General features: G+C 51.5%; 15 protein-coding genes. All 15 read left to right on the top strand.

Annotated elements, in window-relative coordinates:
• The coding region (locus L692_RS0102455; protein WP_025696895.1) for a glycoside hydrolase family 3 C-terminal domain-containing protein at positions 1–1,079 on the top strand (1,079 nt) is incomplete at its 5' end.
• Position 1,080: 1 nt separating this feature from the next.
• Positions 1,081–1,893: a MoaF C-terminal domain-containing protein gene (locus tag L692_RS0102450; protein ID WP_025696893.1), complete on the top strand. Its 813-nt coding sequence runs from the start codon at positions 1,081–1,083 to the stop codon at positions 1,891–1,893.
• Between the two features lie 74 nt (positions 1,894–1,967).
• Entirely contained in the window at positions 1,968–2,762 is a 795-nt protein-coding gene (locus tag L692_RS0102445) for an SDR family NAD(P)-dependent oxidoreductase (RefSeq protein ID WP_025696892.1), read from the top strand.
• 175 nt (positions 2,763–2,937) lie between these two features.
• Positions 2,938–3,171, top strand: coding sequence for a ferredoxin (locus L692_RS0102440; RefSeq protein WP_025696891.1), 234 nt, complete (start codon positions 2,938–2,940; stop codon positions 3,169–3,171).
• Positions 3,172–3,546: 375 nt separating this feature from the next.
• Positions 3,547–4,860, top strand: a complete 1,314-nt coding sequence (nifB, locus tag L692_RS0102435) for a nitrogenase cofactor biosynthesis protein NifB (protein ID WP_025696889.1) — start codon at positions 3,547–3,549, stop codon at positions 4,858–4,860.
• Positions 4,861–4,996: 136 nt separating this feature from the next.
• On the top strand, positions 4,997–6,349 hold the full coding sequence (locus tag L692_RS0102430; RefSeq protein ID WP_025696887.1) for a nitrogenase component 1: 1,353 nt from the start codon (positions 4,997–4,999) through the stop codon (positions 6,347–6,349).
• A gap of 4 nt (positions 6,350–6,353) precedes the next feature.
• A complete protein-coding gene (gene nifN / locus L692_RS0102425; protein ID WP_025696885.1) occupies positions 6,354–7,676 on the top strand; it encodes a nitrogenase iron-molybdenum cofactor biosynthesis protein NifN in 1,323 nt (440 codons plus the stop codon).
• Positions 7,673–8,056, top strand: a complete 384-nt coding sequence (locus tag L692_RS0102420) for a NifB/NifX family molybdenum-iron cluster-binding protein (protein WP_025696884.1) — start codon at positions 7,673–7,675, stop codon at positions 8,054–8,056. The genes nifN and L692_RS0102420 overlap by 4 nt, the downstream gene beginning before the upstream one ends.
• A 299-nt stretch (positions 8,057–8,355) precedes the next feature.
• Positions 8,356–8,751: a VOC family protein gene (locus tag L692_RS0102415; RefSeq protein ID WP_025696883.1), complete on the top strand. Its 396-nt coding sequence runs from the start codon at positions 8,356–8,358 to the stop codon at positions 8,749–8,751.
• Between the two features lie 530 nt (positions 8,752–9,281).
• Positions 9,282–10,109 carry a nitrogenase iron protein gene (gene nifH / locus L692_RS0102410; RefSeq protein ID WP_025696881.1) on the top strand — a complete coding sequence of 276 codons (828 nt, stop codon included), beginning with the start codon at positions 9,282–9,284 and terminating at the stop codon, positions 10,107–10,109.
• A gap of 17 nt (positions 10,110–10,126) precedes the next feature.
• A complete protein-coding gene (anfD, locus tag L692_RS0102405; protein ID WP_025696879.1) occupies positions 10,127–11,692 on the top strand; it encodes a nitrogenase iron-iron protein, alpha chain in 1,566 nt (521 codons plus the stop codon).
• A gap of 16 nt (positions 11,693–11,708) precedes the next feature.
• Positions 11,709–12,062, top strand: coding sequence for a Fe-only nitrogenase subunit delta (anfG, locus tag L692_RS0102400; protein ID WP_025696877.1), 354 nt, complete (start codon positions 11,709–11,711; stop codon positions 12,060–12,062).
• A 32-nt stretch (positions 12,063–12,094) separates the two neighbouring features.
• Positions 12,095–13,468 carry a Fe-only nitrogenase subunit beta gene (gene anfK / locus L692_RS0102395; RefSeq protein WP_232101819.1) on the top strand — a complete coding sequence of 458 codons (1,374 nt, stop codon included), beginning with the start codon at positions 12,095–12,097 and terminating at the stop codon, positions 13,466–13,468.
• Positions 13,469–13,575: 107 nt separating this feature from the next.
• Positions 13,576–14,040: a hypothetical protein gene (locus tag L692_RS0102390; protein WP_025696873.1), complete on the top strand. Its 465-nt coding sequence runs from the start codon at positions 13,576–13,578 to the stop codon at positions 14,038–14,040.
• Positions 14,041–14,091: 51 nt separating this feature from the next.
• Positions 14,092–14,732 (top strand): type 1 glutamine amidotransferase (locus L692_RS0102385; RefSeq protein ID WP_025696871.1); only part of this gene is annotated, 641 nt, incomplete at its 3' end.

Below are 14,732 nucleotides of genomic sequence, written 5' to 3'. Positions count from 1 at the left end.
ATGTGGCGGTGCTGTTCGCGGGGCTGCCGGACCGTTACGAGTCAGAGGGGTATGACCGAACCCATTTGAACATCCCCTGTAATCAGGTCCGCTTGATTGAAACGCTATCCCAAGTACAGCCTAATCTGGTTGTGGTGCTGACTAACGGCGCTCCGGTGGAAATGCCCTGGATCGCTAATGTTAAAGGCGTCTTGGAAGCTTATTTGGGCGGTCAGGGACTCGGCGGCGCGATTGCTGACCTGTTGTTCGGCGAGGTGAATCCGAGCGGCAAGCTGGCTGAGACATTTCCTATGCGGCTTGAGAACAATCCTTCTCATTTGAATTTTCCGGGAGAGGGCGACCGTGCCGAGTACAAAGAGGGCCTGTTTGTAGGCTATCGCTACTATGACGCCATGAAGATCGAGCCATTGTTTCCCTTTGGCTACGGGTTAAGCTATACGAGCTTTGACTATACCGGGATCAAGCTGGACAAGAGCGAAATGGAGGACACGGATACGGTTCAGGTTCGCGTAAGCGTCAGAAATTCAGGCAGCCGGACCGGTAAAGAAATCATTCAGCTGTATGTGCGCGACAGAGAAAGCCGAGTAACCCGCCCGGACAAGGAATTAAAGGGATTTGCCAAGGTGAAGCTTCGGCCCGGGGAAGAACAGACCGTTACGTTTACACTGGGCAAGCGGGCTTTTGCCTATTACAGCGTCGACTTGAAAGACTGGCATGTGGAGACGGGCGAATTCGATATTTTGATCGGGATGTCGTCGAGAGACATTGTGTTGAGTGAGCGGCTTGTCGTCCGCTCTGCCGTGGCAGTCAACCGGATCGTTACCCGCAACACGGCGCTGGCCGATGTGCTGGACCAGCCGGGCGCGGAACCGCTTATCCGGGAGCTGCTCCAGGCAAGCCCTTTTGCCGCGATTGAAGCGAAGGATGAAGCCTCGGCCGACATGTTGGCCGCTTTTGTGAAATATATGCCCTTGCGGTCGCTGACGGCTTTCGGCAGCTCGATCACCGAGGACAGGCTGGAGCGCCTTCTCCTTGTATTAAACGGTTCAAATTCGGAAAGTCAGGATAAGGAGAATTGAAATGATCGAACCTACGAAGAAACCGGAATATATCAGTGTAGGCGAATTGTCGGTGGGATTCAGCGAACACAGCCTGCAACCGACGCATGAGCTGGTGGGCAATGAATATACGTTTTATTATGAAGACGGAACAAGTGCAAGGCTGACCTTCACCGGCAGCGAACATTTGGAGTGGTTAACGGCGGACGGCGGATTGGAAGCATCCTATGTATCCTCATATAGCGCGGTCAGCCCGCGGCCTGATTGGTATTTTATAGATTTTATTATCGAGAGTGGCGGCGAGGCCAAACAATCTGTATCCATCCTGCTCAATTTACGCCAAAATATAGCCTTGGTCATCACAGGCATCCTTCCCGGCGCGGCAGAGATGCGGGTGCCAATGATTGAACGGGCGAAGGAAGCGCTGCCCCTCTCTTCGGTAACCTGCCGCTTTGAGCACGCGTCCATTAATGCTCCGTTTACAGCGCTTACCCCGAGGTGTGAAGAGACGGCCGAGCTGATCGGCAAAAGGATTGAGTTCGTCTACAGCTCCAAGGATGTATACGAGCATATTTATCTGAACGAGAAAATGTATACCTGGCACTGCATCAACGGCAGTGAAAAAGGATTATGCGACACCGACCGCTGCTTCTATTATAAGCTGGATGATGAATTCTATCTGTTTGTATGGATGGAGAAGGTCATTCCTACGCTGGGCATCGTGCTGGAGGATCTGAAAGCCATGCGTTCTTACGGAAAAATATACGGGTACGAGTCCCATGATGCGGGGACAACTGCCAACTTTCCCGTCGGCTCGTACGCCAAAGAGAAATAGTCCCGGTGGCTGTAACCGGCTTTCTGGATTAAACTGGTTTACTAGGTTATCCTGTTGGGAAGGAGGGGATTAACATGGAGCTTCATTTAGAAGGAAAAACAGCGCTTGTCACAGGTTCAACGGAAGGAATCGGGAGAGCGATCGCCGAGGCCTTGTCAAAGGAAGGCGTATCTGTACTGATCAACGGACGTAATGCAGACAAGGTTGCTAAAGTTGTGCAAGAAATCAAGGAATTGTACCCGCAGTCGAATCCGCAGCCAGCCGCCGCTGATCTGGGGACGGAAAGCGGCTGTCAGGAGCTGATTGACCGGGGATATGAAGTGGATATTCTGGTCAATAACCTGGGTATCTTTAAGCCGGCGGAGTATTTCGAGATTCCGGACGAAGAATGGTTCAGGTTCTTCGAAGTGAATATTATGAGCGGAGTCAGGCTGACGCGGCACTACCTTCAGCAAATGCTGCACAAAGATGAAGGAAGAGTGATTTTCATCGCCAGCGAAGCCGCGATCATGCCCTCCCAGGAAATGGCTCACTACAGCGCGACCAAAACAATGCAGCTGTCGCTCTCCCGGAGTCTGGCCGAACTGACCACAGGCAGCCGCGTTACGGTGAATACCGTTATGCCGGGCTCGACGCTCACCGAAGGGGTGGAGACGATGCTCAATTCCTTATACCCGAATGAAGGTCTTGGCATAAAGGAGGCGGAAGCCAAGTTCATGAAGGAGAATCGGCCGACGTCCATTATCCAACGTCTCATCAAGCCCGAAGAAATCGCTAATTTTGTCACCTTTCTGAGCAGTCCGTTGTCCTCGGCCATCAACGGCGCAGCGCTGCGGATTGACGGGGGATTGGTGAGAAGCGTCTTCTGAAATTTATTGTCAAAAATCAAACCGCGTGTCAAAAAAAGTGACTTAAGAATGTGAGAATTAATTGAAAAGTAGATTATTTTCTGTTCTTTTGAGAAAACTATAAAAAATGTCACATCCCTATTAGAATTTTCACTTTTATAATATGACTATCATATATTATAGAGGAGTGGGATTCATGGGAAAATATGTAACGGTTAAGAAAGATTCCTGTATTGCTTGCGGAAGCTGCGGAGCTTCGGCTCCGGATATTTTTGATTTCGACGATGACGGTCTGGCGGAAGTTATCTACGAAGGAGACAACAACCGCGGCGTAACGCTGATTGCGGCTGATTTGCAGGAAGATCTTCAAGATGCGATTGACAGCTGTCCGACAAGCTGCATCAAGACTTCGGCCAATGCTTTTGCATAAGCTTCCGGAAATTTCAAGTTAAGCGCCTTATCCTCCTTCGGTTGTTGTTCTTTGCGGACAGCGTAACCGGAGGAGGATTTTTAATTTGTGGGCATGTTGCATTAATAAACATTTTCGATGTTTTAGTGTATTCTGAAAACCTTTCATTTTATGTGTGAAAACGATTTATGTCAGCAATAAGTGATCTTTTTTGACATCAATGCTGACAAACTTTTTAATATGTTCCGCATAGCGTTATACTTGGTTGACCTCTCTCTTCCATTGGAAGTATGATTGTTGAAAATTAGAGGAACTATACGCCAAATACACCAGCTTATTGAATAATACATCTTATGACGGCAGTGAGTTTCTTGGTATGAGGGGAGAGAAGCGACTGTGTCGGAATCGGCTTTGTTGAAACATCCTTGTTACAATGAAGAAGCGCATCACCACTTTGCACGTATGCATGTAGCTGTCGCGCCCAAGTGCAATATACGGTGCAACTACTGCAATCCTAAATTCGATTGTGTCAACGAGAGCCGTCCAGGTGTCGTTAGCGAGGTGCTTTCGCCGGAAGAAGCCGGCAACCGGGTGTCCCGCACCATGGCACAGCTGCCTAATCTGTCGGTAATCGGAATCGCCGGACCCGGAGACCCGCTGGCAAATGCCGAGGCCACCTTCCGCACGTTCCGCATCATGGCGTCGCTTGATCCCGATCTTCATCTGTGCTTGAGCACGAACGGACTTATGCTGCCAGATTATGTGGAGGAGATAAAGGAACTGGGTATCCGGCATGTGACGGTAACGATGAATGCGATTGATCCGAAGATAGGAGCCCGCGTATATTCGCATATTGTCTATCAAGGGCAGGTCTACCGGGACGAGGCCGCCGCCGCGCTGCTGATCGAAAGACAGCTTCAGGGAATCGAAATGCTTGCCAAGGCGGGGGTGCTGTGCAAGGTCAACTCTGTGCATATCCCGGAGGTCAATGGAGAACACCTGCGGGAAGTCACCCGTAAGGTTAAGGAGCTTGGGGCCTTTAGCCACAATATTATGCCGCTGATTCTGTCCCCCGGAAGCTTCTTTGAGAAGCAGGGCTTCCGCGTTCCGACCAATGAAGAATCCATTGAGGTCCAGCGCGCCTCTGCGGAGATTATGCCCGTTATGCGCCACTGCCGCCAGTGCAGAGCGGATGCGGTCGGCATGCTGGGCGGCGATATGAGCCAGACGCCTGAAATGCTGCCTGCCGGGCAGTCTTTCGATAAGGCCGCGCGGGATGAAATCCAAGAGCAGCTGGTCTCCCGGATGAAGCAGCGGAGTGAGGAGCCGGTGGGAGATTGGAGCAGCGCGGTCCGGGTGGCGGTGGCGACCAGAGGCTCGGGCGAGGTCAATCAGCATTTTGGACATGCGAAGGAATTTCTTGTCTACGAAGTCAATGACCTGGGCGAGTCCCGGCTAATCGGCGTCCGCAAGGTGCAAGCCTATTGCAACGGTCTGGCCGAATGCGGCGAAGGCGGCGAGGGCGGGGCACGGGTATTCGGGGAGACGGTTCAAATGCTCAAGGATTGCGAGCTCCTGCTGTGCTCCGGCATTGGCAAGGCTCCGGCCAGCAAGCTGCAGTATGCCGGCATTATGCCGATCGTATGTAAGGGTGAGATTGAACAACAATTGAAGAAGAATGTGAAGTATCTAACATACTTTGCCCAGTAGCTTCTCCTTAAAATAAATATAGAGAGTGGACTGCAAATACGGGTACATCTGTACCCGTATTTTGTACATCGGAGACCGTTTACAGAATCAGAGGTTCCGCCTGACTGGATGTATGCCAATGAAGGGAGGATGTCTTATGCCGAAAGGAAAGAACAATCTTTTTGTGGAACCCGATTGCGAGCACAACGGCCAGGAGAAGAAGGGCTGCGCCCGGCCAAGGCCCGGTGATGTATCGCGCGGCTGCCCCTGCGCCGGTTCGCTTACCGCGCTCATGCCGATTGCGGATGCCGCGCACCTTGTGCACGGGACGGCCGCATGCCTGGAAAGCGGCTGGGGCAAATTCGGGGAACGGAACGATTTCGGCCATTTGTCCGGCTATGGCTTCTCGACTCAATTAGATGATCGGGACATGGCTATGGGCGGCGAGAACAAGCTGCTCCAATCCATCGGCTATATTGCTGCCAACTACACCCCTCCGGCCATATTTGTGTACGCCACATGCATAACCGTGCTGTCGATGGAGGACCTCGATTCCATTTGCCAGGAGGCGGAGGAGATATGGGGGATACCGGTTATTCCGGTTCACAGCCCCGGCTTCAGCGGCAGCAGCGGCAATATGGGCAGACGGCTGGCCGGCGAGGCGCTGATGGACAGGGTAATCGGGAAGGGCGCGCCCCAACAGGATAAACCCGCGGAATTCGATATTAATCTGATCGGGGAGTATCACGGCAAGGAAGAAGGCAGGAGCATCGAAGCGCTGCTTGCCAAGGCGGGGATTCGGGTGCTTGCTACAATAACGGAGGAAAGCCACTTTGCTGAAGTGAGCTGTGCGCATTTGGCGAAGGTCAACATGGTGGTTTGCAGCCGTTCGATGATTACGCTGGCGCGGAAAATGAAGGATAAGTACGCCATCCCCTACTTTGAAGGCTCCTTCTATGGAGAGCGCGAGATCCGGTTCACCATGCGGCAGATTGGCTTCCACTTCGGCAACCCTGATCTGGACAAACGCCTGCACCGCTATATCCGCAAAGAAGAAGAGCGGCTGCGTGTAGAGCTTGCTCCCGTACGCAAGGCGCTGAAGGGCAAGACAGTTGTGCTGTACACGGACGGTATGGAGAGCTGGACGTATCTCACCATGCTTCAGGAACTGGGGATCAAAATCGCCGCAATCGGAACAAATCGAAACGCCCAGGAGGATATGTCCCGGATCAGGGAGCGGCTGCATGAAGGAACCGCCATAATCAATGATTGCGGCGACAACCAAATTCTGCAAATCTACCGGGAACGCAAGGCCGATCTGATGATTGTCAGCGGGCGGAATGAATTTGTGCCGCTCAAGGAGCGGATTCCTTTTCTCAGCATAGCCCGGAATAGGCATATCTCTTATGCCGGCTATGCCGGAGTGCGCAATTTTGCCGAAGATTTGCTTGAAACACTGGAGCAGCCGGTATGGGTAACCAGCGGCAAACGCGCTCCCTGGGAAGGATAATGCCATGAATCCGTACAGAGAGAATTTGAGCAAGCCGTTGTCAGTCAACCCGCTCCGTGTCAGTCAGGCTGTTGGAGGCGTGCTGGCTCTTCAGGGATTTTTTCGGTCGCTGCCTATTATTTACGGGGCGCACGGCTGTGTGGAAGCGGTAGGAGAGATGCTGTCGCAGCATTACCAGGAGCCGGTCGCGCTTCAAAATGTAACCGTCCACGATTCGAATCTGATTTTTGGCGGGAGCGAGAGCGCCCAGGATGCGCTGGAACTGGCCGTGTCTCGTTACAAGCCCGATTTGATTGTGCTGATCGGTACTTCACTGACGGAGATGGTGGGCGAGGACCTGGAGCATGATGTGAAGCTGTTCATTGAGAATCACAGCAAGACGCTTGGAGACAGCCTGGTTCTTTCGCTTCAAATGCCGGATTATGAAGGCTCGCTTGAAACGGGATACGCTCGGATGACAGAGCGGATCGTGGAGGCGGTGATCGGGCTATCCGGAGGAACAAACCGCAAAAAACGCCGGAATCGCATTAACTTGCTGGCCGGCCCTCATTTAACCCCCGGGGATGTTATGGAGCTTCGGGAGATCATTTCCTCATTTGGTCTGGAAGTCATCACCCTGCCGGACCTCTCCTCATCACTCTGCGGCCATCTGCTTGTCGGGAATACCAAGCTGTCAAGGGGCGGCGTTCCGCTTGATTATCTGGACAAGATGATGACGTCCGGCTGCACGATCGCGGTGGGAGAGTGCATGGAAGGCGCTGCACGTGCGATTGAACAGTCGTCCGGTATTCCATACCATGTGTTTCCAAGTCTGACCGGGCTGCAGGCCTCGGATGATTTCTTTGAGTTTCTGCGCAAGCAAAGCCGGACCGAGGTGCAGGTGAAGTACCGCTGGCAGCGGCAGATTCTGCTTGACAGCATGCTTGATGCGCGCAACGCCTACCGGGGCAAACGCATAATCGCCGCATTGGAGCCGGATCATCTGCTGGGCTTATCCGGCTGGCTTGAGGAAATAGGGATAAGGTCCTTCCGCGCCGTCTCGCCGTCGGTATCGCCCGTGCTGGAGAGAATTGGCGGCGAGACGCTGATCGGCGACCTGGAGGATATGGAGCGCTTGGCTGAAGAGGGAGCCGACCTGTGGATCGGCAGCTCGCTAAGTGAACAAGGGGCGCTGCGTCAAGGGATTTTGTTTGAGCCGATGGGCTTTCCCATATTTAACCGGCTGGGAAGCTTCCTGGCCGTCAGCGTCGGCTACAGGGGGACGACGGAGATCCTGGGGCGGGTCGGCAACGCGCTGCTCAGGGCGGAAAGGGGGACGCATAAATGAAGGTCGCGTTTGCTTCCAGGGATGGGAAGCGAATCGATGAGCATTTTGGACAATGCCGCACATTTTCGATATTTGAATTGAATGTGGAGAAGTATAAATGGCTGGAATCGCGATCGGTGTACGTGGAGGACGAAGCGGAAGAGCACGAGAGCCGCATTGCCCGGAGAGTGGAGGCGATCGGGGATTGTACGCTGCTGTTCGTATGCAGTATAGGCAGCGATGCGGTGAAGCGGTTGATGAAGGACGGAATTATGATATTGAAGGTGGAGCCGGAATCGGAAGTCATCCCCCAGATGAACAGGCTATTGAATCTGCTCCGCGAGCGTCCCCCGCTGTGGCTGGTCAAATCGATGCGCCGGTCTGGAGATTGGGACGAATAAAGATCGATATACATGATAGTATTGAGAGTGCGGTCCCGCTGGTGATCTGCTGCCTTTAAGGATGGGCAGGCTCGCCGGCGGGGCTGCTTTCTTTTTTTATCGTGATTATTCTTGCCTGGAGCGTCGATATTCGCGGTCGTGTTCACAAGTCGGGTTTTATGAATGTCAAAAGAAAACAAAGTTCTAGACTGAGAAAATAAAGTATTAGACTGACAATGCCTCATTAAGCTATCGGGCAGGATAATGCAATAGCCACCTTGAAATAATTGGAGATAAATTTATGACAGGGGCTGAGTAGTATGGTAAATGGGAGGATCTTAGGAATCGCATATAATGTAATTCCAGTTAAAAATGCAAAAAAATCTGGAGAATGGTTCGTCAGTCACTTTGGTTTTAACATCAGAAACGATAGAGGGAATTATATAAGTTTATTTAGGGATAACCGCCCAATAATTGATTTAATTGAATCTGATAATGACACAAGAGCGGTTTTTGAAGTAAACGGACGGTCAAGGTGGGTTGTAACATTTTTTACAGATGATATTGAATCATTACACATGAGACTAACATCTGAGGGAGTTACAACTAGACCAATTAGCAATGAAGGCATTTACGGCAAGTTTTTTGTTTTTGAGGACCTAGATGGAAACTTATTTGATGTATGGGAGCATAAAGATTGTGAGTTAATCTTTTAAGACAGCAGTCTAAGCTAACGGGACACGTTAGTTGAACGACAACAGCGGCAGTCTAAGACTTTATTTATCAAGTCTTGGTCCGCCGCTGTTTCTTTTAATTGATCAGTCTAAAACTTACTTTTCAAAAGCTGACGATTTTTCAATTCAAAAACCGCGTTTAAACAACGACTCTAGTCTAATACTTTATTTTCACCGAACAATGAAAACGCTATGAAAAGGCGATAAATCAGGAAAAAACAAACTTATGTCATATTATATAACATCAATTTTGAATAAACTGTTTTTCGCTGTGCGAAATATGCCGAATTTATTGATGGGGTGCTACGAGTCAGGCTAATATGTACTTAAGACGCAAGGTAAATAACAGAAAGCGTCAGAAAAACTTACACTATCAACGGAGGTGTGAGGGAGGTTTTCGCCGGTCGAGACGGGCGGGAAGGGCAAGGGTAAGGTTGTTAGCAGGACTGTTGGATAGGCTGGGGTTCTTGATTAAAAAGAAAAGATCCGAAAAATGAGAGGAGCTATTTCAAATGACAAGAAAAATCGCGATTTATGGTAAAGGCGGAATCGGTAAATCCACAACTCAACAAAACACTGCGGCGGCAATGGCATACTATCATGGCAAGAAAATCTTCATTCATGGCTGTGACCCGAAAGCTGACTCCACCCGGATGATTCTCGGCGGGATGAACCAAAAGACGCTGATGGATATGCTTCGCGATGACGGCGCGGAAAACATCACGACCGAGAAGGTTGTAAAAGCTGGCTACCTCGATATCCAATGTGTTGAATCCGGCGGCCCGGAACCTGGCGTAGGCTGCGCAGGCCGCGGCGTTATCACCGCCATCGACCTGATGGAAGCTAACGGAGCTTACACAGACGACCTCGACTTCGTATTCTTCGATGTACTCGGCGACGTTGTATGCGGCGGTTTCGCAATGCCGATCCGCGACGGTAAAGCTCAGGAAGTATACATCGTAGCATCCGGTGAAATGATGGCCATCTACGCAGCAAACAATATCTGTAAGGGCCTTGTGAAATATGCGAAACAAAGCGGCGTTCGTCTTGGCGGCATCATCTGCAACAGCCGTAACGTGGATAAAGAAAGAGAATTCCTGGAAGAGTTCACTGCCGCAATCGGCACGCAAATGATTCACTTCATGCCTCGTAACAACATCGTACAAAAAGCTGAATTCAACAAAAAGACGGTTGTCGAATTCGATCCGGAACATGAACAAGCTCATGAGTACGGCGAACTGGCACGCAAAATCATCGAAAACGAAATGTTCGTTATTCCTAAGCCGCTCAGCATGGATCAACTGGAAGCCATGGTTTCCAAATACGGTATTGTCGACTAATAAAGGAGGAACAAACAATGCCACATCATCGTTTTGAATGCAGTGAGTGCATCCCTGAAAGAGAAAAGCATGCCGTTGTCAAAGGCCCGGGCGAGGACTTGACGGACGCCCTTCCTCTTGGCTATCTTAACACGATTCCGGGAACCATTTCCGAACGCGGCTGCGCCTACTGCGGAGCCAAGCACGTTATCGGAACGCCAATGAAGGACGTTATCCACATCAGCCACGGACCGGTCGGTTGTACCTACGACACCTGGCAAACGAAGCGTTATATCAGTGATAACGACAACTTCCAGCTGAAGAATACGTTCGCTACGGACGTTAAGGAGAAGCACATCGTATTCGGCGCCGAAAAACTGCTGAAGCAGAACATTATCGAAGCCTTCAAAGCATTCCCGGACATCAAGCGTATGACGATTTACCAAACCTGCGCAACCGCCCTGATCGGTGACGACATCGGTGCCGTAGCGGATGAGGTCATGGAAGAAATGCCGGATGTGGATATCTTCGTATGTAACTCCCCCGGCTTTGCGGGACCGAGCCAATCGGGCGGTCACCACAAGATCAATATTGCCTGGGTCAAAAATAAGGTCGGAACGGTTGAACCGGAAATCACCAGCGACTATGTGATCAACTACGTGGGTGAATACAACATCCAGGGCGACCAGGAAGTGATGCAGGACTATTTCAAGAGAATGGGCATTCAAGTTCTGTCCACCTTTACCGGCAACGGTTCTTATGATGATCTGAGAGCGATGCACAAAGCTCACCTCAACGTGCTGGAATGCGCGCGCTCCGCAGAGTATATCTGTAACGAGCTGCGCGTGAAATATAACATTCCGCGTCTTGACATCGACGGTTTCGGCTTTGAGCCGCTGTCCTCTTCCCTGCGTAAGATCGGGATCTTCTTCGGCATCGAAGACCGCGCCCAAGCGATCATCGACGAAGAAACCGCCAGATGGAAGCCTGAACTGGATTGGTATAAAGAACGTCTGAAAGGCAAGAAAGTCTGCCTGTGGCCGGGCGGCTCCAAGCTGTGGCACTGGGCTAACGTTATCCATGAAGAAATGGGCGTAGAGGTTGTATCCGTGTATACGAAGTTCGGCCACCAAGGCGACATGGAGAAAGGTATTGCCCGCTGTGAAGAAGGCGCGCTGGCGATTGACGACCCGAACGAGCTGGAAGGTCTGGAAGCGATGGAGAAGCTGAAACCGGACGTGATCTTTACAGGCAAGCGCCCCGGCGAAGTGGCGAAGAAAGTCCGTGTTCCTTATCTGAACGCGCACGCTTACCACAACGGACCGTACAAGGGCTATGAAGGCTGGGTTCGCTTCGCTCGCGATATCTACAATGCGATCTACTCGCCGATCCATCAGTTGTCGGGTATTGATATCAGCAAGGACGAAATTGCGACGGATAAAGGCTTCAGTACGCAAAGAATGGTATCTGATGTAAACCTGCCCGAAGAAGTGAAGAATTCGGAAACACTCAGACAATACACCGGCGGATTTGACTCCGTGTCCAAGCTGCGGAACAAGACGTATCCGTACCTGGAGCAACGGGCTGCCAGCGTAGAAGCTTAAGGAGGAAGAAATCGCAATGGAAGAGAACGTGCTGAAAGAGCGGGTCGCCCAGTTGGAAGATCATATTTTGAAAAAATGCCTCTGGCAGTTCCACTCCCGCGCCTGGGACCGGGAAAGACAGAATGAGAATATTCTGGGCAAAACCATGCAAATTCTGTGCGGCGAGCCGGTTGCGAAAGAAACGGCTGAAGACAGATGCTACTATGCCGACGCCGTTTGTCTGGCGGATGCTTATAAAGAGCGGTTTGATTGGATCAACACACTGAATGTGGCCGAAATCAAAGAGGTTATGGCCGCGCTGAAAGAACGGATCGACTACGTGACCATTACAGGGTCTCTGAACGAAGAGTTGACCGTTAAACAATACTAACCCCGAGAGGAGCAATACGGATGTCTTGTGATTTGAAACCCAAAGATCGCGCCGGTGTGATCAATCCGATTTTCACATGCCAACCAGCCGGCGCGCAGTTTGCCAGCATCGGCATCAAAGACTGTATCGGAATCGTCCATGGAGGACAAGGCTGCGTAATGTTCGTCCGCCTGTGGTTCTCCCAGCATTTCAAGGATAACTTCCTCATGGCTTCGTCCTCGGTGCATGAAGACGGCGCGGTATTCGGCGCACTTGATCGTGTTGAAACGGCGGTTGACGTCCTGCTGATGCGTTACCCTGATGTGAAGGTAGTCCCGATTATCACCACGTGCTCGACGGAAGTTATCGGCGATGACGTTGACGGTGTAATCAGAAAGCTTAATGAGGGACTGATTAAGGAGAAATATGCCGACCGCGAAGTGCATCTGGTCGCTATTCATACTCCGAGCTTTGTGGGAAGCCATGTAACGGGCTACGATGTGGCATTGGATGCCTTCGTTCAATATTTTGCCAAAAAAGGCGAGCCGAACGGCAAGCTGAATCTGATCACCGGCTGGGTTAACCCGGGCGATGTAACGGTGCTGAAAGGTCTGCTGTCCGCCATGGACATCGACGCCACGGTTCTGTTCGAAATCGAAGAATTTGATTCCCCGCTGATGCCGGACAAGAGCGGCGAATCCCACGGCACTACTACGATTGAAGATCTGCAAGGTACGGCCAACGCGATCGGCACGATCGCCCTTAACCGGTATGAAGGCGGAAAAGCAGCTAAATATTTGGAAAATGAATTCGATATCAAGGCAATCGTCGGACCGACTCCGATCGGTATCCGGAACACCGATACGTTCCTGCAAAATCTGAAGAACATGACGGGCAAGCCGATTCCGCAATCGCTCGTGAAAGAACGCGGTGTCGCAATCGACGCTATCACCGACGTTACGCACATGTTCCTGGCTGATAAGAGAGTTGCCATTTACGGACACCCGGATCTTGTTATCGGACTTGCCGAATATTGTCTAGACCTCGAAATGAAGCCTGTGCTTCTGCTGCTGGGCGACGATCACGGGGGCTACAAAACCGATCCCCGGATCAAAGCTCTTCAGGAAAATGTAGAGTTTGATATGGAAATCATTATGAACGCTGACCTGATGGATTTGGAAAGCCGCCTGCAGAACGGACTTGAACTGGATCTTATTCTGGGGCATTCCAAGGGCCGGTTCATCTCCATCGACTACAAAGTGCCAATGGTTCGTGTAGGGTTCCCGACCTATGACCGCGCGGGATTGTACCGTCATCCGGTTGTCGGCTACAAAGGCGCGATCTGGCTTGCCGAAGAAATGGCGAACACCCTGTTCACCGACATGGAATACAAGAAGAACAAAGAATGGCTGCTGAACGTTTGGTAGGATAACGGCAGACCGATAACCTGCTCTGATCTGTATCTAATCCATCTGCCGGACCCGAGGCTTTCGAGGGTTCGGCAGAATTTTCAATATAAGGGGGAACCTCCGCGATGGGTTTGACGTTTAACGAGTATGATTTGGAGACGTTTGAAGAGAAGTACCGGGACGCTCTTGCCTATCACCGGCGTGCGGAACAGTTTCAGCGGGAGAACCAGCGATACAGTCTCGTATTCAACGTTGCCTGCGTGGCGCTGGAGAGCTACCTCGTAGCCATGTGTTATCTTTACGACACGCCGCCCTTGAACCATAATTATATTTGTCTCATGAATGCTGTGGAGACTGCGATGGATTTTCCGAAGGAGCTGAACAAGGAGATCCGGTCGCTGGATTTCATTTTTGGCATTTGTTCGCTTGATGATTATTTTCACGGCACACCCGAACCGGAGGATGCGGACCGGGTGCTGTCCATGTGCGTCGCGGTTCGTGATTTATTTGACCAGGAAAAGATTGCGGAAGTCCGCGCGGCTTTTGGCGTGGGTGCGGAAGATGGGGAGGATTCGCCCGCCGCGGGTTGACTGTCGCCCTATATATAAGCGATTTGCATGGGAAGAAAAAGGAGGGAGAACGTGCGGCTTCATTATTTGCAGCATATTGAGCTTGAGCACCCGGGCAGTATTCTTGAATGGGCCAGTGCGAATGGCCATACCGTCACACACACCAAGTTCTTTAAGGGTGAACCGCTTCCGGCGCTGGAGAACTTCGACTGGCTGGTGATCATGGGCGGTCCCATGAACATTTATGAGGAAGACAGCTATCCCTGGCTGATGCAGGAGAAGGAACTGATTCGCGGCGCCATTGACGCAGGCAAAACCGTGCTGGGTCTTTGTCTGGGCGCTCAGCTGATTGCTGACGTGATCGGCGGCAAAGTTACGAAGAACGGCCAGCCGGAGATCGGCTGGATTCCGGTCCGGTGGAGCGAAAAAGCGCAAAGCAGCCCCTTGTTCTCGTTCTTCCCCCGGGATTCGGTAGTGTTCGAGTGGCATTACGACACGTTCAGCGTTCTTCCGCCCGAGGCGGAGATTCTGGCCGAGAGCGAGGCGTGCAGCCATCAGGCTTTTGTATACAAGGAGCGAGTGTTCGGATTCCAGTTCCATCTGGAGAATACGCCGCAGCTGCTGCAGGGTTATATTGAGGAAAGCGGGAGCGAGATGATTCCCGCCGCTTATGTCCAATCGCCGGAAGAGGTGCTCAGCCATCCGGAATATCT

Origin of the sequence: Paenibacillus forsythiae T98 (assembly GCF_000520735.1) — a bacterium.
Classification (GTDB): Bacteria; Bacillota; Bacilli; order Paenibacillales; family Paenibacillaceae; genus Paenibacillus_AQ; species Paenibacillus_AQ forsythiae.
This window is presented reverse-complemented; position numbering and strand designations above follow the sequence as displayed.

What these genes read in the sequence shown, in the direction of transcription:
- L692_RS0102450 (WP_025696893.1), top strand. Translation starts at nt 1,081, where the DNA reads ATGATCGAACCTACGAAGAAACCGGAATATATCAGTGTAGGCGAATTG.
- L692_RS0102445 (WP_025696892.1), top strand. Translation starts at nt 1,968, where the DNA reads ATGGAGCTTCATTTAGAAGGAAAAACAGCGCTTGTCACAGGTTCAACG.
- L692_RS0102440 (WP_025696891.1), top strand. Translation starts at nt 2,938, where the DNA reads ATGGGAAAATATGTAACGGTTAAGAAAGATTCCTGTATTGCTTGCGGA.
- L692_RS0102430 (WP_025696887.1), top strand. Translation starts at nt 4,997, where the DNA reads ATGCCGAAAGGAAAGAACAATCTTTTTGTGGAACCCGATTGCGAGCAC.
- nifN (WP_025696885.1), top strand. Translation starts at nt 6,354, where the DNA reads ATGAATCCGTACAGAGAGAATTTGAGCAAGCCGTTGTCAGTCAACCCG.
- L692_RS0102420 (WP_025696884.1), top strand. Translation starts at nt 7,673, where the DNA reads ATGAAGGTCGCGTTTGCTTCCAGGGATGGGAAGCGAATCGATGAGCAT.
- L692_RS0102415 (WP_025696883.1), top strand. Translation starts at nt 8,356, where the DNA reads ATGGTAAATGGGAGGATCTTAGGAATCGCATATAATGTAATTCCAGTT.
- nifH (WP_025696881.1), top strand. Translation starts at nt 9,282, where the DNA reads ATGACAAGAAAAATCGCGATTTATGGTAAAGGCGGAATCGGTAAATCC.
- anfD (WP_025696879.1), top strand. Translation starts at nt 10,127, where the DNA reads ATGCCACATCATCGTTTTGAATGCAGTGAGTGCATCCCTGAAAGAGAA.
- anfG (WP_025696877.1), top strand. Translation starts at nt 11,709, where the DNA reads ATGGAAGAGAACGTGCTGAAAGAGCGGGTCGCCCAGTTGGAAGATCAT.
- L692_RS0102390 (WP_025696873.1), top strand. Translation starts at nt 13,576, where the DNA reads ATGGGTTTGACGTTTAACGAGTATGATTTGGAGACGTTTGAAGAGAAG.